The sequence below is a fragment of the Aureimonas altamirensis genome (genome assembly GCF_001463885.1).
Taxonomy (GTDB): domain Bacteria; phylum Pseudomonadota; class Alphaproteobacteria; order Rhizobiales; family Rhizobiaceae; genus Aureimonas; species Aureimonas altamirensis.
The window spans coordinates 21411-40655 of record NZ_BBWQ01000010.1; the positions used below are offsets into that span (position 1 = coordinate 21411).

At 65.8% G+C, this 19245-nt stretch carries 21 protein-coding genes; 6 read left to right on the top strand and 15 right to left on the bottom strand.

Features of this window, described 5'->3' with window-relative positions; all coding sequences use genetic code 11:
• Positions 1-204: 204 nt before the first annotated feature.
• The 7 genes from glyS to AUL31_RS06175 form a co-directional block, all read right to left on the bottom strand.
• Positions 205-2334, bottom strand: coding sequence for a glycine--tRNA ligase subunit beta (gene glyS, locus AUL31_RS06145; RefSeq protein WP_060603003.1), 2130 nt, complete (start codon positions 2332-2334; stop codon positions 205-207).
• Positions 2335-2400: 66 nt separating this feature from the next.
• Positions 2401-3285: a KPN_02809 family neutral zinc metallopeptidase gene (ypfJ, locus tag AUL31_RS06150; protein ID WP_060603006.1), complete on the bottom strand. Its 885-nt coding sequence runs from the start codon at positions 3283-3285 to the stop codon at positions 2401-2403.
• A gap of 75 nt (positions 3286-3360) precedes the next feature.
• Positions 3361-4302, bottom strand: a complete 942-nt coding sequence (locus AUL31_RS06155; protein WP_060603010.1) for a glycine--tRNA ligase subunit alpha — start codon at positions 4300-4302, stop codon at positions 3361-3363.
• A 79-nt stretch (positions 4303-4381) separates the two neighbouring features.
• Positions 4382-4564, bottom strand: coding sequence for a hypothetical protein (locus AUL31_RS06160; protein WP_039190855.1), 183 nt, complete (start codon positions 4562-4564; stop codon positions 4382-4384).
• An 87-nt stretch (positions 4565-4651) separates the two neighbouring features.
• Positions 4652-5503: a S49 family peptidase gene (locus AUL31_RS06165; protein WP_060603013.1), complete on the bottom strand. Its 852-nt coding sequence runs from the start codon at positions 5501-5503 to the stop codon at positions 4652-4654.
• Positions 5504-5575: 72 nt separating this feature from the next.
• Complete coding sequence (locus AUL31_RS06170; protein WP_060603016.1) at positions 5576-6352, bottom strand: tRNA1(Val) (adenine(37)-N6)-methyltransferase; 777 nt, start codon at positions 6350-6352, stop codon at positions 5576-5578.
• Positions 6339-6557, bottom strand: coding sequence for a putative signal transducing protein (locus tag AUL31_RS06175; protein ID WP_060603019.1), 219 nt, complete (start codon positions 6555-6557; stop codon positions 6339-6341). Before AUL31_RS06175 ends, AUL31_RS06170 begins: the two co-directional genes overlap by 14 nt.
• A 151-nt stretch (positions 6558-6708) precedes the next feature.
• Here AUL31_RS06175 and AUL31_RS06180 point away from each other — a divergent pair, with 151 nt between their 5' ends.
• From AUL31_RS06180 to moaB, 4 genes are all read left to right on the top strand, one after another.
• On the top strand, positions 6709-7722 hold the full coding sequence (locus AUL31_RS06180) for a polyprenyl synthetase family protein (RefSeq protein WP_060603023.1): 1014 nt from the start codon (positions 6709-6711) through the stop codon (positions 7720-7722).
• A gap of 89 nt (positions 7723-7811) precedes the next feature.
• Positions 7812-9665: a tetratricopeptide repeat protein gene (locus AUL31_RS06185; RefSeq protein ID WP_060603026.1), complete on the top strand. Its 1854-nt coding sequence runs from the start codon at positions 7812-7814 to the stop codon at positions 9663-9665.
• A 4-nt stretch (positions 9666-9669) separates the two neighbouring features.
• Entirely contained in the window at positions 9670-10569 is a 900-nt protein-coding gene (locus AUL31_RS06190) for a 4-(cytidine 5'-diphospho)-2-C-methyl-D-erythritol kinase (protein WP_060603029.1), read from the top strand.
• Complete coding sequence (gene moaB, locus AUL31_RS06195; RefSeq protein ID WP_060603032.1) at positions 10566-11114, top strand: molybdenum cofactor biosynthesis protein B; 549 nt, start codon at positions 10566-10568, stop codon at positions 11112-11114. The genes AUL31_RS06190 and moaB overlap by 4 nt, the downstream gene beginning before the upstream one ends.
• Before the next feature lie 4 nt (positions 11115-11118).
• Here moaB and AUL31_RS06200 read toward each other — a convergent pair whose 3' ends face one another.
• On the bottom strand, positions 11119-11661 hold the full coding sequence (locus AUL31_RS06200; protein ID WP_060603035.1) for a glycosyltransferase family 2 protein: 543 nt from the start codon (positions 11659-11661) through the stop codon (positions 11119-11121).
• A 137-nt stretch (positions 11662-11798) separates the two neighbouring features.
• On the opposite strand from AUL31_RS06200, the gene AUL31_RS06205 reads away from it, so the two are divergent.
• Both AUL31_RS06205 and AUL31_RS06210 read left to right on the top strand, forming a co-directional pair.
• Complete coding sequence (locus AUL31_RS06205) at positions 11799-12953, top strand: PA0069 family radical SAM protein (RefSeq protein ID WP_060603040.1); 1155 nt, start codon at positions 11799-11801, stop codon at positions 12951-12953.
• A 68-nt stretch (positions 12954-13021) separates the two neighbouring features.
• Complete coding sequence (locus AUL31_RS06210) at positions 13022-13687, top strand: ribonuclease HII (protein ID WP_060603043.1); 666 nt, start codon at positions 13022-13024, stop codon at positions 13685-13687.
• A 92-nt stretch (positions 13688-13779) separates the two neighbouring features.
• Here AUL31_RS06210 and AUL31_RS06215 read toward each other — a convergent pair whose 3' ends face one another.
• The 7 genes from AUL31_RS06215 to der all read right to left on the bottom strand — a co-directional run bounded on the left by AUL31_RS06215 (position 13780) and on the right by der (position 19233).
• Positions 13780-14262, bottom strand: coding sequence for a F0F1 ATP synthase subunit B family protein (locus AUL31_RS06215; protein ID WP_060603047.1), 483 nt, complete (start codon positions 14260-14262; stop codon positions 13780-13782).
• 13 nt (positions 14263-14275) lie between these two features.
• Complete coding sequence (locus tag AUL31_RS06220; RefSeq protein ID WP_060603050.1) at positions 14276-14887, bottom strand: F0F1 ATP synthase subunit B; 612 nt, start codon at positions 14885-14887, stop codon at positions 14276-14278.
• A 79-nt stretch (positions 14888-14966) separates the two neighbouring features.
• On the bottom strand, positions 14967-15191 hold the full coding sequence (locus AUL31_RS06225; protein ID WP_039189151.1) for a F0F1 ATP synthase subunit C: 225 nt from the start codon (positions 15189-15191) through the stop codon (positions 14967-14969).
• A gap of 161 nt (positions 15192-15352) precedes the next feature.
• A complete protein-coding gene (locus AUL31_RS06230) occupies positions 15353-16102 on the bottom strand; it encodes a F0F1 ATP synthase subunit A (protein ID WP_060603054.1) in 750 nt (249 codons plus the stop codon).
• 171 nt (positions 16103-16273) lie between these two features.
• Positions 16274-16645: an AtpZ/AtpI family protein gene (locus tag AUL31_RS06235; protein ID WP_060603057.1), complete on the bottom strand. Its 372-nt coding sequence runs from the start codon at positions 16643-16645 to the stop codon at positions 16274-16276.
• 15 nt (positions 16646-16660) lie between these two features.
• Positions 16661-17752, bottom strand: a complete 1092-nt coding sequence (locus AUL31_RS06240) for a cell wall hydrolase (protein ID WP_244489330.1) — start codon at positions 17750-17752, stop codon at positions 16661-16663.
• Positions 17753-17826: 74 nt separating this feature from the next.
• The gene (gene der / locus AUL31_RS06245) at positions 17827-19233 is read right to left on the bottom strand and encodes a ribosome biogenesis GTPase Der (RefSeq protein WP_060603063.1); all 1407 of its coding nucleotides are present in this window, start codon (positions 19231-19233) and stop codon (positions 17827-17829) included.
• Between the last annotated feature and the right edge of the window lie 12 nt (positions 19234-19245).

Consider the following 19245-nt stretch of genomic DNA (forward strand, 5'->3'; position numbering starts at 1 on the left):
TCGGTATGCCCCCTCAATCGTCGCGATGGCGCGCAGCCAGGCGACCGCATCGATATCCGCACTTTGCTTTTCGCGGCGCTTTCTGCCGCTATTTCAAGCCCTTGTGCCAGTGCAATCAGGCAAGTTGGCGGCAGGATACGGGCACAAACGTATTTTTTTCCTTAATGAATCATTGCGAAGGACGGCTGCATTGTAACGGATGCGTCATCCGGCAATGCGCGAAAAGTCGGCAACGCGGGTAGTGGCCTGCCGAATGCGTGCCAGAAGCGCCAGGCGATTGGCGCGTATGGCGGCGTCATCGGCATTCACCAGCACCGTTTCGAAGAAGGCGTCGGCCGGGGCACGAAGCGTGGCCAATGCCGCCGCCGCCGCGCCATAATCCTCGGCGCCGAGCGCGTCGGAGAACGCCCGCTCCGCATCGACGATGGCCGTCAGCAGCGCCTGTTCCTCTGCCTGCTCGAAACGGGCGGGGTCGACCGCATCGGCAACCGCAGTTCCCTTCTTTTCCTCAGCCGCGAGGATATTGGCGGCGCGGCGATAGGCCGCCAAAAGGTTGCGGCCGTCTTCCGTCTCCAGAAGCTGTCCAAGCGCCGCGACACGCGCGGCGATATCCACGACATCGTCGGTGCGCGCGCCTTCGCCCCCGCCCGACAGCACGGCGTCGACGAGGTCGTGCCGCGCTCCGCTGTCGCGCAACTGCACCTTGAGCCTGTCGTGGAAAAAGGAGATCAGGTCGCCCGCCGGCACGAACTGGCCAAGCGGCAAGCGGATCGCATTGTCAATCAGGATGCGGATCACGCCCAGCGCCGCCCGGCGCAGCGCATACGGGTCTTTCGATCCGGTCGGCTTTTCGTCGATGGACCAGAAGCCGGCCAGCGTATCCAGCTTGTCGGCCAGCGCGACGGCTATGGCCACCGCATCCACCGGAACCCGGTCGGTCGGGCCAAGCGGCTTGTAATGATCTTCCAGCGCGGCCTGTACCGCGGCGCTCTCGCCCTGCAGGCCGGCATATTTGCGGCCCATCAGGCCCTGCAATTCGGGAAACTCGCCGACGGCTTCCGTCGTCAGGTCGGCCTTGGCCAGGATGGCGGCGCGGCGCGCCTCTGCCGGGTCGGCGCCGACGATCGGCGCCAGCACTTGTGCCAGATCGGCAATGCGGCGTACGCGCTGGCCCTGGGTGCCGAGCTTTGCATGAAAGGTAACGCCGAGCGCCTCCAGCTTGGCCATGCGCTGGTCCAGCGGACGGGTTATATCCAGCCCGAAAGCGGCGGCGATATCGCCATAGGCCGCAACGTCGGGCAGGTCGCCCTGGTCGGTCCGCCAGAAGTAGAGGGCGTCGGACAGACGCGCGCGCACCACCTTGCCGTTGCCGCGCATGATCTCGCGCCCACCGTCGGCGGCCTCTATATTGGCCACCAGCAGAAAGCGGTTCGCCAGCCCATCCTGCCCGCGGCGGCGGGTGACGAAGCATTTCTGGTTGGTCCGGATGGTGAGCTGGATCATCTCGGCCGGAATGGCGAGGAAGGCTTCCTCGAATTCGCCCATCAGCACGACGGGCCATTCCACCAGGCCGCTGACTTCTTCCAGCAGCCCGTCGTCCGCCACGACCTCGAGCCCTTGCGCGAAGGCGAGTGTCTCGGCGTCGGTCCGGATGATGTCCTTCCGCCGTTCGGCATCCAGCACCACATGCGCCTTCTCGAGCTTGTGGGCATAATCTTCAAAACGACGCACGGTGAAGGGCTCCGGCGCATGGAAGCGATGGCCCACCGTCTGGTTGCCGGAGCGGATGCCCGATACCTCGAAGGGCACCACCACCGTCTCGCCCTGCTCGGGTCCGAACAGGCAGATGATGGATTGCAGCGGCCGCACCCAGCGCAGGCTGCCTGCCTCCCGCGAGGCCGGGCCCCAGCGCATGGATTTCGGCCAGGGAAAATCGCGGATGATGCCGGGCATCATTTCGGCCACGATGTCCTCGGCGGGGCGGCCCGGCTTCTGGATCACGGCGACGTAGAATTCGCCCTTGCGGCCATCGGAGCGCACCTCGGCCTCGTCGATGGACGACAGGCCCGCCCCGCGCAGGAAGCCCTCGATCGCCTTTTCCGGCGCGTCGGTGCGCGGCCCCTTGCGCTCTTCGCGCACATCGCGCGAGCGGGCGTCGACCCCCCTGATGTCCAGCGTCAGGCGGCGCGGGGTCCAGTATTCGCGCGCGCCCTCATAGGTCAGCCCGGCGGCCACGAGTGCATCCGTGACGAGCTTCTTCAAATCGCCCGCCGCCTTGCGCTGCATGCGGGCGGGGATCTCCTCCGAACGGAGTTCTAGAAGCAGGTCTGGCATGGTCACGTTCCGGCGTTGGGACTTCCCCCGGCTCCTTCCGACACCATGCCCGGCCTGTCAAGGCCGCTACAGCCGTCCCTCGAAGGTATCGCACGCGGCCATGTCGCCACTTTCGTAGCCACGCTTGAACCATTGCTGCCGCTGTGCCGACGTGCCGTGGGTGAAGCTGTCCGGCACGACAGTGCCCTGGCTGCGGCGCTGCAGCGTATCGTCGCCGATCTGCGAGGCGGCGTTGAGCGCCTCGTCGATGTCTCCCGGCTCCAGGAAGCCCGCCTGATAGGTATCGTGCGCCCAGATGCCGGCGTAGCAATCGGCCTGCAGCTCAACCAGCACCGAAACCGCATTGGCGTCGGCTTGCGACATCTGCCGGCGCATCTGCGTGGTGCGCGGCAGGATGCCGGTCACGTTCTGCACGTGATGGCCGACTTCGTGTGCGATCACGTAGGCCTGCGCAAAATCGCCCGGAGAGTTGAGCTGCCCGGCAAGCTGCCGGAAGAAGGACAGGTCGATGTACACCTTCTGGTCGGCCGGGCAGTAGAAGGGCCCCGTCGCCGCCCCGGCCTGGCCGCAGGCCGAGGATACGCTGCCGGAAAACATGACAAGCGTCGGTTCCGGATAGGTTTCACCCGCATCGGAGAAGCGACGGTTCCAGACGTCTTCCGTATCGGCCAGCACCGTGGCGACGAAATCATCCGTCTCGTCTGCGGTGCCCTGCGGTCCGGGGCCGCGCGCCACCTGGCTCTGGCCGCCTCCGCCGCCCTGGTCCATGCCCAGCAGCGCAAGCGGGTTGATGCCGAAGCCCAACCACAGGATAGCCATGATGATAAGGAGGCCAATTCCGCCACCGCCGCCGGCACGTACCGGAATGCGCATGCCGCCGCCGCCGAAGCCGCCGCCCGACCCGCGCTGGTCCGACACATTGGTGCTTTGCCTGCGACCCTTCCACTGCATGGGAACCCTCCACTGCTACATGCACGGAAGGATAGGGCAGATCACCGAATAATCACCAGTTGTTTATTCGGCTTGTCAGGCGGCCCTGACCGCACCGCCGGCATCGGTCAGAAGGAAGGCTTCGCCGCAAGCCTTGGCCAGCGTGCGGACGCGCAGGATGTAGCTCTGCCGTTCGGTGACCGAAATGACGCCGCGCGCATCCAGAAGGTTGAAGACATGGCTGGCCTTGATCGCCTGGTCGTAGGCCGGCAGCACGCAGCGGTGCAGCATGCCGGGCGCATCGGGGGCGCCGGCCGCCAGCAGCGCGGCGCATTCGGCCTCGGCATCCTCGAAATGCTTCAACAGCATCGCGGTGTTGGCAAACTCGAAATTGTAGCGGGAGTATTCCTGCTCGGCCTGCAGGAAGACGTCGCCATAGGTTACCTTTTCCGCGCCCTCGCGGCCGTTGAAGTTCAGGTCGTAGACATTGTCCACGTTCTGCACATACATCGCCAGGCGCTCCAGACCATAGGTAAGCTCGCCGGCTACCGGCGCGCATTCGATGCCGCAGACCTGCTGGAAATAGGTGAACTGCGATACTTCCATGCCGTCGCACCAGCATTCCCAGCCAAGGCCCCAGGCGCCCAGCGTCGGGCTTTCCCAGTCGTCCTCCACGAAGCGGATATCGTGCGTCAGCGGGTCGAGGCCGATTGCCCTGAGCGACCCGAGATACAGCTCCTGCAGGTTGGACGGGTTCGGCTTCAGCAGCACCTGATACTGGTAATAATGCTGGAGGCGATTGGGGTTTTCGCCGTAGCGCCCGTCCTTGGGGCGGCGCGACGGCTGGACATAGGCGGCGTTCCAGCTTTTCGGCCCCAGCGCCCGCAGGGTCGTTGCCGGGTGGAAGGTGCCGGCGCCGACTTCCATGTCATAGGGCTGCAGCACGACGCAGCCGTAATCGGCCCAATAGCGATGAAGCGCAAGGATCAGGCCCTGAAAGGACCGCTCGGGGCGCATATGCGGGGCAAGTTCGGACATGGTGCTACAGGCTCTCGGACACGACCGGCGGGCAGGCCCCGCCACGGCAGCGTCAGTTGCCATGGGCAAGCGTGCCCGGTCAATCCCGCTCCAGGCGGTAGACGCCGTCGTCGCCGCGCACCAGCGTGCCCTGGGCCTTGTTGCGCGCCTCCATCTCGGCGCGGCGATTGCGCGCGCTGACGCGCGTCGCCTCTTTCTTCATCTGCTGCACGCCCAGATAGGCGGCTGCGCCGAGAAGACCGAGTAGTATGAGCGGCGGCATAAGGCTTTCCATATCCGTGAAGGGCCCTTTCGCGAGGTATCTTGCGCGCAACCGGAGCGAAAGCAAGGCAACGCAGCGAATTACCCTTTAAAGGCCATAACGCGCCCACAAGGCGCGCTCCTCTGCCACGCCGGCAAGCCGCTCGGCCGCCGCGCCGGCAGCGTCCGCACCAAAGCCGATACGCCCGCCCAGAAGGCCGCGCCTGGGCCGGATACGCTCCAGCTCGACTTCGGGGCCGAAGCGTTCCGCCAGAACCTCGTGCAGGGTGCCGAGCCTGTCGACAAGGCCAAGCTCCATCCCCCGCCGGGCCGACCAGAACTGGCCGGAGAACAGGTCCGGCTCGTCTTCCTTGAGGCGGCCGGCGCGCCGCTCCCGGACGAGTTCGATGAACGTCTCGTGCACGTCGAGCTGCAGCGACTTCAGATGCTCCACGTCTTCCGGCTTTTCCGGCGAAAACGGGTCCAGCGTCGCCTTGTTGCGCCCGGCCGTATACAGGCGCCGCTCCACGCCGATGCGCCGGATCAGGTCGACGAAGCCGAAGCCGCCCGACACGACGCCGATCGAGCCCACGATACTGGACGGATCGGCAATGATCTCGTCGCCGGCGCAGGCGATCATGTAACCGCCGGAGGCGGCCACATCCTCGCAGAACACCAGAACCTTGCGATCGTGCTTCTCGGCCAGTTCGCGGATGCGGCGGAAGATCAGCCGCGACTGCACGGGCGAACCGCCGGGCGAATTGACCTCGATGGCTACGACCGGCGCATCCTTGATCTCGAATGCCTTGTCCAGCAGCGGCTCGACGGTGGCCATCGACAGGGCCTTGCGCCCGATGCCGCCGCTTTCGGCGGCGATCATGCCCGTCAGCCGGACCACCGGCACGACGGTGCGCTGTTTGCGGAAACGCTTGGGAAGAAAACGCTGCAAGGCCTTGGCCACCCGGAATCACTCTTCTCGTCTGACTCGTATCGCGCACACAGATAGGCACCGGACACCCGATCCGCCAAGGGTCTACAAATCAAGGTGAAGCGTTCCGTCCGACAACATGTCCGCCTGTGCCGTGGCCGCGCCGTCGGCATCGGCAAGGGTCAGCGCCGGCAGCATCCGCAACGGCGCGCGCGAGCCGCGGCGTGCCGCAACCAGCAGCCGCGTCGCCGGCCTGCCTGCCCGCGCATGGACCGGCAGCAGCCCGACGGCGCCGAAACGCCCGTCCATCGCCGACATCAGCGACGGCAGGCAGGCGGGCGCGACGATGCAAAGGAAGCTGGCGCCATGGCGTGACAATGCCGATGCCACATGCAGCCACCGCGCCAGAAACGCATCGTCCGGCATGGACAGCGCCTCGCGGCGCAGCGGCGCCGGCGAAGCGCGATGCCCATGCGGATAGAAGGGCGGGTTGCTCAGCACATGGTCGAAGCTGCCGTCGCTCAACCCCGCGGCCTCGCGCGCGGCACGCGGCGCCAGAAGATCTGCCTCGATGATGGAGATGCGCCCGGCCAGCCCGCGATTTTCGCCGAGCGCCAGCCCGGCCCGTGCACAGGATGTCATCTCGGCCGTCTTTTCAGCCAGCACGACGCGCAGGGCCGGCGCCCGCGCAGCCACGGCGAAGCCGATGGCGCCCGCCCCTGCCCCCATGTCCAGCGCATGACCCGAGGCGTCGGCGGCTACGCCGGACGCCACCAGCAGCGCATCCATGCCCGAGCGGTATGCGCCCTTTCGCGGCTGCACCAGATGAAAGGCGCCGCGCCAGAAGGCGTCCTGCGACAGGGATGGCTCAGGACAGCTCATGGCCGAGCCCGGCCTCCCGCATCAGCGCGCGGGCGGAGTCCACCTCGTCGGCATCCACCATCAGGCGGCGCGGAAGCGCGCCGATGGAGCCGTCGAGGATGCTCATGTGCGAATCCGCGATGAAATGGCCGATGCCGGCCTCCTTGAGGAGGGATTCCACGAAGGATATGAGGACGGCGTCGTTGGATCGGATGAGTTCCAGCATGATGTCATCTCGGCACGAATCAGGCGCCTGTCGCAAGGCGGGAGCATCGCAATCGGGCAAATCGCTTTCATTTGGCCGTGCGAGGGCCATCTAACACCTTGCCGCTGGCCGCGCCGAAGTTTATTCCCGGCGTGTCGAACGGAGTGACATCGTGAGCCTTGCAAATTCCGTCAGCGCGCTTTCGCCGCGGCCGTCCATCGAGGCGATACTGGATCTGACCCGGTCCGATATGGACCGCGTGAACGCGCTGATCCTTTCCATGGCGGGTTCCAACGTCGAGCTGATCCCCGAGATCGCCGACCATCTGATCTCGTCGGGCGGCAAGCGCCTGCGCCCGATGCTGACGCTGGCGTCGGCACAGGCGTTCGGCTATCGCGGCGACGCGCATGTCAAGCTGGCGGCCAGTGTCGAGTTTCTTCACACCGCGACGCTGCTGCACGATGACGTCGTGGATGAAAGCGACATGCGGCGCGGTCGTCGCACCGCGCGGACGATCTGGGGCAACCAGGCCAGCGTGCTGGTGGGTGATTTCCTGCTTGGGCAGGCTTTCAAGATGATGGTCGAGGTGGGCTCGATGCGCGCCCTCGCCATCCTGTCGAACGCCTCCGCCGTGATCGCCGAGGGCGAGGTCTGGCAATTGTCCGCCGCCAAGAAGATGTCCACCGGCGAGTCCGACTACCTTGCCGTGATCGAGGCCAAGACGGCGGCGCTGTTTGCTGCGGCGGCCGAGGTTGGCCCGGTCATCGCGCAAGCGTCCGAGGCCGACATCGCCGCCATGCGCCGCTACGGCATGGCGCTCGGCCTCGCCTTCCAGCTCGTCGACGACGTGCTCGATTATGGCGGGTCGGCCGATGCGCTTGGCAAGAATGTCGGCGACGATTTCCGCGAGGGCAAGATAACCCTGCCGGTCATCTTCGCCCATGCCCGCGCCGACGAGGCCGAGCGCGTCTTCTGGCGCGCCGCCATGGAAGACGGCCGCAACGACGACGCGGCGTTGGCGCAGGCCATGGAATTGATGCAGAAGCACGGCGCCCTCGAGGAAACAAAAGAGCGGGCCCGGCGCTATGGCGCGGAGGCGCTGGACGCCCTGTCCGGCCTGCCGGCATCGCCGGTGCGCGCCGCCCTGGCCGACGTGGTCGATTTCTGCATCGACAGGATCAATTGATCTCGGCCCCAAAAACGTCATGCTGGTTCCGGACATTGCGCCGGATCAATTCTCTTTCTTTCGGATCGATGCTCCAGGGGGCGTGACACGTGCAGAAATACGGTAGCCGCAAATTCGCACTCGCCACGGCACTTGCGAGCTTCACCCTGTTTCTCCCGCCGGCCTTCGCCGCCTCCACGCAGGACGACATGCGGTTGGTCCGCAGCCTGCCCGAAGTCAACGTCCAGTCTCTTTCGGGCGCCTATCTTGCGGCCAAGTCCGCACAGGCCGCCGGGGCGCTCGGTGTCGCCAGCGACTACTACGAAAAGGCGCTGACCATCGATCCATCGTCGCTGCCCCTGCAGCGCGAAGCGATGTTCACCTTCCTTGCCGACGGTCGCTTCGATCGCGGCGTCGAGCTGGCCGCGAAGCTACGCGACGATGACGATGCCGGAAAGGTGGCGCGGATCGCGCTGGGCATGGAAGCGTTGCGCACCGGCGATTTCGACGCGGCGATAGACAATCTGAACCTCCCCGATTCAAGCGAGCTCGACACGCTGCTGCTCGGCCAGCTTTCGGCCTGGGCGGATGCAGGCAAGGGCGATGCCGGCGCCGCCATCGAGCGGCTGGACGAGATTTCCGGGCCGCCATGGTTCGCCATCTTCAACCTGTACCAGAAGGGCCTGATCTTCATGCAGGCCGGCCAGCCCGACGAGGCGCGCCGCGTGCTGAAAGTGCTGCTGGACGACAGGGCCTCGGTGCAGACCTCGCCCGATGCCTATCTGGCCGCAGTCGAAGCGCTGGCGCGGCTGGAAATGCAGGCCGGCAACAAGGATGCCGCCGAGGAGGCCCTGGCCTACGGGCTTCAGGTTGCCCCGACCTACGATCCGATCCTGTTTCTGGAGCGCCAGCTCGACGCGGGGGAAGCGGCGGCCCCTGCGGTGCAGACGCCCCAGCAGGGCGCGTCCGAAGTGCTTTACACGCTTGGACAGGCGATCAACCGGGGTGACGGGCGCGATGTCGCGCTTCTGTATTTCCAGCTTGCGGATGCCGTCAGCGAAACCACCTCCGACAAGCTCGTCACGGCGCTGGCCGGCGTTGCCGAGCAGGGCGAGCGCGTGGACCAGGCCATCGCCTATTACGACCGCATCCCGGACGATTCGCCCTATCGGCGCACCGCCACGTTGCAGAAGGGGCTGGACCTGTGGTTCGCCGACCGCAAGGACGAGGCAACCACCGTTCTGGAAACCGCAATACGGACCTATCCCGACGACCTGCAGGCGCACCTGGCTTTTGCCGACGTGCTGACCGCCGGCAAGAACTACAGCCGTGCCGCCGAGGTTCTGGAAAAGGCGGTCGAACTGGCTCCGGACGAGGGGCCGCAGAACTGGAACATCTACTACCAGCGCGGCATCGCCTATGAGCGCCTCAAGGAGTGGGACAAGGCAGAGCCGAACTTCCGCAAGGCGCTGGAGCTTTCGCCCGACCAGCCGCAGGTGCTGAACTATCTGGGCTACTCCTGGGTCGACATGAACCGCAACCTCGACGAAGGGCTGGATCTCATCCGCAAGGCCGTCGAGCTGCGACCGAACGATGGCTACATCATCGATTCGCTCGGCTGGGCCTATTATCGGCTGGAGCGGTTCGACGACGCGGTCGAGCAGTTGGAGCGCGCGGTGCTCATCACGCCCGCCGATCCGACCATCAACGACCATCTCGGCGATGCCTACTGGCGCGTCGGCCGCGAGCGCGAGGCCCGCTTCCAGTGGCAGCGTGCGCTGGACGGCAATCCGGCCCCGGAAGAGGACCTCGTGGCCAAGATCGAAAAGAAGCTCGATGATGGCCTGCCCAGCGTCGCGGACGATCCGGAACTGAACCACACGCCGAAGTCCGCCCCCGGCGACCGCGCTTCCGCCGACGCACCCGGGGCACCGGCATCCAGCGAAGACGCCAAGCCGAACTAAAGCCATGGCGGCGGATGCGGCCACAGGGGCGAGCGCCCATGCCAAGATAAACCTTGCGCTTCATGTCGTCGGCAAACGTGCCGACGGCTATCATCTGCTGGACAGCCTCGTCGCCTTTGCCGATGTCGGCGACCGCCTCACCCTGACACCCGCCGACGCCGATGCCCTGCATCTGTCGGGGCCTTTCGGGCCCGGGCTGGAAGGGCACGACAATATCGTCGCGCGCGCGCTGGCGCTGGCGCGCCGGGTTGCAGCGGCGCGTGGCCACACGATCGGCCCACTCTCCATCGAGCTGGAAAAGAACCTGCCGGTCGCCTCCGGCATCGGTGGCGGTTCCGCCGATGCGGCGGCGGTTCTGCGGGCGCTTATGCCGGGCCTGCCGCGTGCCGCCCAGGATGACCTTGTGGCAGCGGCGCTCGGCCTTGGCGCCGATGTGCCCATGTGCCTCGATGGGCGCGCACTTGTGGCGCGCGGCATCGGCGAAATGCTGTCGCCCCTGCCGCAGTTTCCCGCTTTGCCGATGGTGCTGGCCAATCCCGGCGTGGCCATTTCTACCCCCGCCATCTTCAAGGCGTTGCCGACGGCCTGCAACGGCCCCCTGCCCGAGGGGCCGGTGCAGGGCTTCGACACCGTGGGCAGCGTCGTCTCTTATCTGCGCCTGTGTCGCAACGATCTCGCAGCGCCGGCGATAAGTGTGGAGCCGGTCATCGGCGCCTGTCTCAAGGCGTTGCAGGCGGCCGGTGCGGCACGGTCTGCCATGTCCGGCTCCGGCGCCACGTGCTACGGCGTGTTCGAGGATGCATCGCAGGCGCAATGCGCCGCCGGCGCCATCGCCGCCGCCAACCCCGGCTGGTGGGTGCGCGCCACCGTTGCCCGCCCCACACATGACAGGAGCGCCGCATGACAGCGCAGCATCGCCCGTTCATTCCATTGTCGATTGCCGTGCTGACGATCTCGGACACGCGGACGCTTGCCGACGACCGTTCGGGCGATACGCTGCAGGAGCGGCTGGAAGCCGCCGGCCATCGCCTCGCCGTGCGCGGCGTCGTTACCGACGACATCGAGGCCATCCGCGCCCGCGTCCTGGAGGCGGTCGGCGATCCCGGCGTCGATGTGGTGATCACCACGGGTGGCACAGGGTTTACCGGGCGCGATGTCACGCCCGAGGCAGTCGAACCGCTGTTCGACAAGCGGATGGACGGGTTCTCGACCGTCTTCCACCAGATCTCGATGCAAAAGATCGGCGTATCCACCATCCAGTCGCGCGCCGTCGCGGGGCTGGCCGGAACCACCTTCATATTCGCGCTTCCCGGCTCTCCCGGCGCCTGCCGCGACGCATGGGACGGTATCCTGGCGGCGCAGCTCGATTACCGGCACAGGCCGTGCAATTTCGTTGAGATCATGCCCCGGCTGGACGAGCATCTGCGACGGGGTGGCCGTTCGGCCTGACACACTACCGGCGGCGTTGCGGCTCGCCATCCGGCGGCCTCGGCCGCATATCGGCGGACAGCACCATCGGGCGCAGAGACCGGACCAGCCCGACCATTCCACGATCCGGCGTCATGGCGGCCATCGCATCGGATTTGCGGGCAATGAGACCCCCTGCCATCAGGGACCGTCTGAACGTCAGCCCTGCCCACAGAAGCGGTCTGTCCTGCCGCGCCACGCGGAAACGCGCCGCCTTGGCGCGGGCCCGACCTTCGGTAACGTCGCCCAGAAAACCCGCCACCTCATCCACCCAACCGGGCGTCGGACGCGCTCCGGCTTCCAGGAACATGATCCAGTCGCCCTTGGCAGCGGCGATGCAGGTCGCAAGCGGCTCCTGGCGGACACGGCAACCGGCATGGTCGGCCACACGGTGCGCTTCCTTGCCCATCCCCTCGTCCACCAGCACCACGTCACCGACCAGCCCCTCGACCGCACCGGGAACGAGAGAGGCCAGCGTAGAGGCAATCAGGACGGGCTCTTCACGAGCCGCTATCAGCACGGACAACATGTCACACCGATAGAACATTCCGGCGGTGAAGGGAATTCCCGGGGGTGCGGCTACATGCCCGCCGTATCGCATCGCTCATGTTCTTGATTTGTTCTCAATGTCCGCCTATCTCTGGAACACGGCAATGGAGAACCGCCATGCAGCAGATCTCGACGGCAGACAAGGCAGCTTTCGGCCCCGGCGGCGTGGACATGGCGGAGCATCTCGTCCAGCAGTCCGGCCTACGGGTCGGGTTCGAGCGTCGGCGCGGACGGGGTGCAGGGGTCAATCCTTCGGGTCGTTTCGAGCCCTTCTCCCGGGCAAGCTTCGACGATGGCTGGAACTCGCTGGAAGAGCTTCCCCCCTTCAAGACGGAAGTCCAGGTCGAGAAGCCGAAGACGATCATCACCCGCAATTCGTCTCCCGACATTTCGTTCGACCGCTCCATCAACCCCTATCGTGGTTGCGAGCATGGCTGCATCTATTGCTTCGCGCGGCCCTCGCACGCCTATATGGGCTTGTCGCCCGGCCTCGATTTCGAGTCACGCCTGTTCGCCAAACCCAACGCGGCCGCCCTGCTGGAGGTCGAGTTGTCGAAGCCGGGCTACGAGGTGCGCTCCATCGCCATCGGCACGAACACCGACCCGTACCAGCCCATCGAGAAGAAGATGGGCATCATGCGCGAAATCCTCGAAGTGCTGGAGGCGGCCAACCATCCGGTCGGCATCGTCACCAAGTCGGCTCTGGTGACGCGCGATATCGATATCCTGTCGCGCATGGCGGCCAAGGGCCTCGCCAAGGTGGCTCTGTCGGTCACCACGCTGGACAAGACCCTGGCCCGTACGATGGAGCCTCGCGCCGCCACCCCGGCACGGCGGCTGGAAGCCGTTCGGCAACTCAGCGAGGCCGGCATTCCGACGATGGTCATGACGGCGCCCATCGTGCCGGGCCTGACCGATTCCGAAATCGAGCGGCTGCTGGACGCGGCGCACGCGGCTGGCGCGCGCGAGGCCGGCTACGTATTGCTGCGGCTGCCGCTGGAGGTATCGCCCCTCTTCAAGGATTGGCTGCTGCGCCATTATCCGGATCGCTATCGCCATGTCCTGTCGCTGATGCGCTCCATGCGCGACGGCAAGGACTACGATGCCGAATGGGGAAAACGCATGCGGGGCACCGGTCCCTATGCCATGCAGATCCGCCGCCGCTTCGAGCTTGCCGCACGCCGCCTCGGGCTGAACGAAAGCCGCACCGTGCTGCGCACCGACCTGTTCGTGCCGCCGCGCGGCAACGGAGTGCAACTGTCACTTCTCTGATCACGGCTGCCTCCCCCACCCCCGAGGGAGGCTTGCGGAGGATCGGCTTTTGCGGGATTGCTACCCCGATGGCCTATCGCAAGACCGATTCTCCGCTCCCATCCACGGTCGTCGCCGCACGACCGGACTTCACGCTCGAGGAAGAGCGCATGGCGCGCGGAGCGCGCTGCGTTGCCGGCGTGGACGAGGCCGGCCGTGGCCCCCTGGCGGGCCCGGTCGTTGCCGCTGCCGTTATCCTGGATGCGGCCAACATCCCTGACGGCCTGAACGATTCAAAGCAGCTCGACATGGAAGAGCGCGAGCGCCTCTTTGCCGAGATCATGCGCTTTGCCACCGTCTGCGTCGCATCGTCCAGCGCAGCCGAGATCGACCGTATCAATATCCGCCAGGCGACTTTGCTTGCCATGCGCCGCGCTTTTGACGGCCTGTCCCGGCCGGCATGCCATGTGCTGGTCGACGGACGCGATGTGCCCCCCAGTTTCGCGTTGCGCGGAACGGCTGTCGTGGGCGGCGATGCGCGCTGCCTGTCCATCGCGGCAGCCTCCATCATCGCCAAGGTCACGCGGGACAGGATGATGACGCGTCTTTGCGCGACATTCCCCGTATACGGTTTCAGCCGTCATATGGGCTATGCGACGCCAACTCATCTTGGCGCCCTACGCGACCATGGCCCCTGCCCCTACCACCGCATGAGTTTTCGGCCGATACGGCAGGACGACCCCGTCCTGTTGTAGCACGCACGAAAAAGGGCGGAGCCGAAGCCCCGCCCTTGATAGTCCGCGCCTGTGGATGATGCCCATCCACCGATGCCGGGATGCGGTCGCCCTCAGTTGAGGCGGCGGCGCACTTCCTCGATCGAGCTTTCGGTCAGGCGCGTATCGGAACCAAGATCCTTGTCCCGGATGATGCGCTCTGCCGCTGCCACGGCGATGTTGACGGCCGATGCACGGACCTCGGCTATGGCGTCTGCCTCGGCCTGCGAAATCTTCTGTTCGGCGGCCGCTGTCCGGCGCGTCACATAGTCTTCCGTCTTGGTGCGTGCTTCGGCCACGATGGCATCGGCTTCCCGCTTGGCGGCGGCGACGATGTCCTTGGCCTCGGCTTCCGCCTCGCGGCGGCGGCGCTGATACTCGGCAAGCTGCTGCTTGGCCTCTTCCTTGAGTTCGCGCGCTTCGTCGATCTCGGCCTGGATACGTGCCGCGCGATCGTCCAGCGACTTGGCGATGGTGCGATGCGTGTTCAGGTACCACAGCAGCACGAAGAACAGGATGAGGGCGACGAGTGCGAAGAAAGTTGCGTCGAATGCCATTGGTCAGCCCTCCTCAGCGCGATTCGCGCACGGCGTTCGCGACATCCTCGCGCGAGACATCCTTGCCCGTCAGTTCGGTCAGGATAGCCTCGGCGGCGTCCTCGGCGATGGCGCCGACATCGGCAAGCGCCTTGGCCTTGATATCGGCGATCCGGGCCTGTGCGGCGTCCAGCTTCGCTTCCAGTTCCGACTCGTTGCGGCGGCGTTCGGTTTCGGCGCTCTGGCGCGCTTCGTCACGGGCCGTATGGCCGATGGCGTGGGCACGCTCGCGCGCTTCCGCCAATTCCTGCTCGTAGGCGGCCTGCGCCTCATCGGCGTCGGTGCGCATGCGCTCCGCGGCCTCGAGGTCGGCTGCGATCCGGTCGCGGCGGCCCTCGATGATGCCGGCAAGGCGCGGCACGATGGTGCGCGACAGAATGAGATAAAGAATGCCGAAGGAGATCGCCAGCCACAGGATCTGCGAGGCGAAGAACTCCGTCTCGAGCGGTGGGAAGCCGGCGCTTTCATGCACCTCGTGGCCTTCCAGGAATTCGGCTTCCGGCGTAGGCGGAACAACTCCGGGCACTAGCGGAGCGCTGCCGGTCGAATGGTCCTGGACCTGCGCGTGGGCTTGGCTGATGAACATCTCTCACCCCGGTCTATACAAGGCCGGCCGCCTCGATTGTCCAAGGCGGCCGGAAGCACAATCCTCGTTCAGACTGAACTTAGACGAAGAGGAGGAGAAGAGCGACGAGGAGCGAGAAGATGCCCAGCGCTTCCGTCACGGCGAAGCCGAACACGAGGCGGCCGAACTGGCCGTCGGCTGCCGACGGGTTGCGAAGAGCGCCCGAAAGGAAGCTCGAGAAGATGTTGCCGAGTGCAAGGGCCGTTCCGGCCATGCCGAAGCAAGCGAGACCAGCACCGATGTAGCGAGCGGCTTCCGCGTCCATGTGAAACTCCTGTTTTGGATCGTGCGGGAAGAATCCGCGACCAAGGCCGCGAAAGTCGAAGGCGTTCTAGACCATCCGAGGCTCTAGGTGAACAGCCGGATGATCCTTATTCTCAAAGTTTCCTCAACCTGATCATCGCGATCATGTGAAGACGATCAACCTCAGTGATGCGGATGCACCGCATCGTTGAGATACATGCAGGTCAGCACCGCGAACACATAGGCCTGCAGGAAGGCGACCAGGAATTCGAAGGCCGTCAGGCCCATCGTCATCAGCAGCGGCAGGATGGCGCCGGCAATGCCGATGGCGCCGAGCGAGCCGAGAGAGACGACGAAGCCGGCGAAGACCTTGAGCGCGATGTGCCCCGACAGCAGGTTCGCGAAAAGACGAATCGACAGCGAGATCGGCCGGGACAGGAAGGAGATGACCTCGATCACCACCACGAAGGGCACGACCGCCGCGGGCACGCCCGACGGAACGAAGACCTTGAACCAGGACAGGCCGTGCTTGGCTATGCCGTAGGCAACCACCGTGCCGATGACCAGCATCGCCAGCCCGAAGGTGACGATGAGATGGCTGGTGACCGTGAAGAAGTAGGGGAACATGCCGAGCAGGTTGGCCACCAGCACGAACATGAAGAGCGAGAACACCAGCGGGAAGAAGACCATGCCCTTGGCGCCGGCCGAATCCCGCAACATGTTTGCGATGAACTCGTAGGCCATCTCGGCAACGGACTGGGTACGCGTCGGGATCTGGCCCCGGCCGCTGGTGGCCACCCACAGGAAGCCGGAAGCGGCAACGACCGTGACCGCCATGAACAACGACGAATTGGTGAAGGAAAGGTCCAGGCCGCCGATCTCGATCGGCACAAGCCGAGAGATCACGAATTGATGAAGCGGATCGTTCGCCAAGCGTCTGGTCCTCTGTCGCATGGGTTGCCGGCAATTGCTGCCGGTCGACCCCAGTCCTTCGATATGAACACGGATCAGGCGATACGAAGACAGGAAGTCTGCGTCGTCATTCGCCTGAAGCTCCGTGCGGGCGACACTGCCATAGCGTCACAAGGACCGCTTCGCAACTCCCTAAGGGCGATCAAGAGGGTCTTGTTGGCTGGAATCGGGCGACTTTTTATCCTTCGAGACCGATCTGACGACATTCGTCACGCCGGCGGCGAAGCCGAACAGCAGAAACACGATCAATCCGAAAGGCCGTGTATCGAAAGCGACATCGATTCCGTAGCCGATCAACGCGCCGACGACGATGCCCGCGATGAACTCCGAGGCGATCTTCAGCCCGGCAGCCATTCCGGACAGGCCGCCTTTCGGCTGCAGTGCCGAGGGCGGCGGCGCCTGGCGGGCACGCGCCGCGTCGAGCCGCTCGTTCAGGCGGGCGCGCCGTGCCAAGAATTCGGGATCCTGCGAGGGGCCATCCGGCTCCTCATCGTGCACAGCCATGCCCTCGGCCTTCCGTCAGTTCCATCCGCCATTATAGGTGCGATAGAAGACATGGAGCCCGATCTTGTCCACCTTTTCCATCGTGCGCGCCCAGCGCGGACGAACATAGGTGGCATGATAATGCGTGGCCGACCCCACATCCGCCAGCCACTCGCGGCCGGTCGTCACATCCATGGCGATGCGTTGGGCCCGCTCGTAGGCGCGCTTGTTGGTGATGCGGTCGGCGCGCCCGTCGCAGGCAAAGGAAAACTGGCAGCGATTGCGCCAGGTCCGGTTCTGGTACACCACCCCGCAGATCGTGTCCGGGTAGGTCGGGTTGCGCACCCTGTTCAGGATCACCTGCGCGACAGCCGCCTGGCCGCGCTCCGATTCCCCGCGCGCCTCGAAATAGATGCCCGTCGCCAGGCATGTCTGCTCGGCCTCGCCGAATGCTTCCGCCGGAAGGGGCGTCGCCGCCCAGGCATGGTCCTTCTCGCCGATCGGCGGCACGAAGGATGGCCCCTCGCCGCCCAGTACCGAGTCGAACCGGCTGGATGCGGCCGGGCCCGTGGCGGGGGCATAACCGAGCTCCATCGTGCCGGCATCGGCCTTCGCCTCGCGCAGCAGCGGCTTGTCCGACGCGCCCGCATCGGCGATGGCCATGGTGTCCTCGACCGTATCCTTGAAGGGGTTTGCACGCTCGAAGCGCGCCAGGCGTTCGGTGCTGGCCTCGAAGCTGGCCGGCAGTCCCGAAAGGGCGGTCAGCATGATGGCGTCGCCGCCGGCGATCTCGGCGGCAAGACGTGGGCCCTTGCGGGCGATTCGCCCGGTGGAGAAACGCTTGAGCAGGGTGTACTGGCTGACGACCCGGCCGCCTCGGTCCGCCAGTTCGGAAACGGGCCGCAGCGAAGCGAGCTCTTCCCGCTCCAGCGCGAGCGCGCCCTGCATCAGGCCGGCGGCGATTTCCAGCTCAAGCTCGGGGCGCTCCGAGATGGCGGTCGGGGAGTGCTGATAAAGCACGGCGCCCGTTGCCAGGATCAGCGATGCGACAAGGCTGCCGGTACGCCGGGCAAGACCGCCGGAGCGTCTAGGAACGGGCTGTCGAGCAGCTCTTCTGGTGACGCTCATAATCGGCATCCAAATCATTTCGATGGATGTCGATCATGTTTCATTAACCTTAGCGCTTGGTTAACGCGGCGCTACTAATACTTCTTGCGGCGGGACGCATAGGGGTTGTCGGGCTTGCGCAGATGCAGCCGTATCGGCACGCCGCGCAGGCCGAACGTCTCGCGCAGCCCGTTGACGAGGTAGCGCGTGTAGGACGCCCCAAGCGACTCCGGCCGCGAGGTCGACACGATGAAGGTCGGCGGACGCGTCTTGATCTGCGTCATGTATTTCACGTTGATGCGGCGGCCGGCCACGGCCGGCGGCGGATGATGCGTGACCACGCGCTCCAGCCACTGGTTGAGCTTGGAGGTGGAGATCCGCCGGTTCCATGTCTCGTGCGTTTCGACGATCGCCCGCATGAGGCGGTCCATGCCCTCGCCCGTCTCGCCCGAAATCGGGATAGCCTTCACGCCCCGCATCTGCGGCAGAAGCCTCTCGGTCTTTTCCAGAAGGTCTTCCAGGGCCTCCTGCCGGTCCTCGATCATGTCCCATTTGTTGAAGGCGATGACCGGGGCCCGGCCCTCGCGCTCGATCAGGTCGGCGATCTGCAGGTCCTGCCTTTCGAAGGGCACGGTGGCGTCCAGCACGACGACGACCACCTCGGCAAACTTGATGGCGCGGATGGCGTCGGCGACGGACAGTTTTTCCAGCTTCTCCTGCACCTTAGCCTTGCGACGCAGGCCGGCCGTGTCGAACATCTTGATCTGGCGGCCGCGCCAGGACCACGACACGGATATGGAATCGCGCGTGATGCCCGCCTCCGGGCCCGTCAGAAGACGATCTTCGCCCAGAAACCGGTTCACCAGCGTGGACTTGCCAGCGTTCGGCCGCCCCACGATGGCGATGTTGAGCGGCTTGGTGGCGTCGTAGGTGTCGACCGGCTCGCCATTCTCGTCGAGCTCGACAGGCACGTCGGCCTCGGCCTCCGGCGTATCGAGGAGGAAAGCCTCCTCCCCCAACGCCGCCACGATCGCATCGCGAAGGTCGCCCATGCCCTCGCCATGCTCGGCCGAAATGGCGACCGGCTCGCCGAGGCCAAGCGAGAACGCATCGTAGAAGCCCACATCCGAGCCGCGCGCCTCGGCCTTGTTGGCCACCAGCACGACCGGTCGGCCAGAGCGGCGCAGCAGCTCTCCGAAATGGGAGTCCTGCGGGGTCATGCCCGTCTTGGCGTCCACCACGAAGAGCGACAGGTCGGCCATTGCGATGGCCGCCTCCGTCTGGGCGCGCATACGGCCTTCCAGGGTCTCGCCGCCGGCCTCTTCCAGACCGGCGGTATCCAGAACCTGAAACTCGATGTCGAAGAGGTGCGCGTCACCCTCGCGCCGGTCGCGCGTTACGCCCGGCCTGTCGTCGACAAGCGCCAGACGCTTGCCGACGAGGCGGTTGAACAAGGTGGACTTGCCGACATTGGGCCGTCCGATAATGGCGATGGAAACCATGAGCGTACCCCT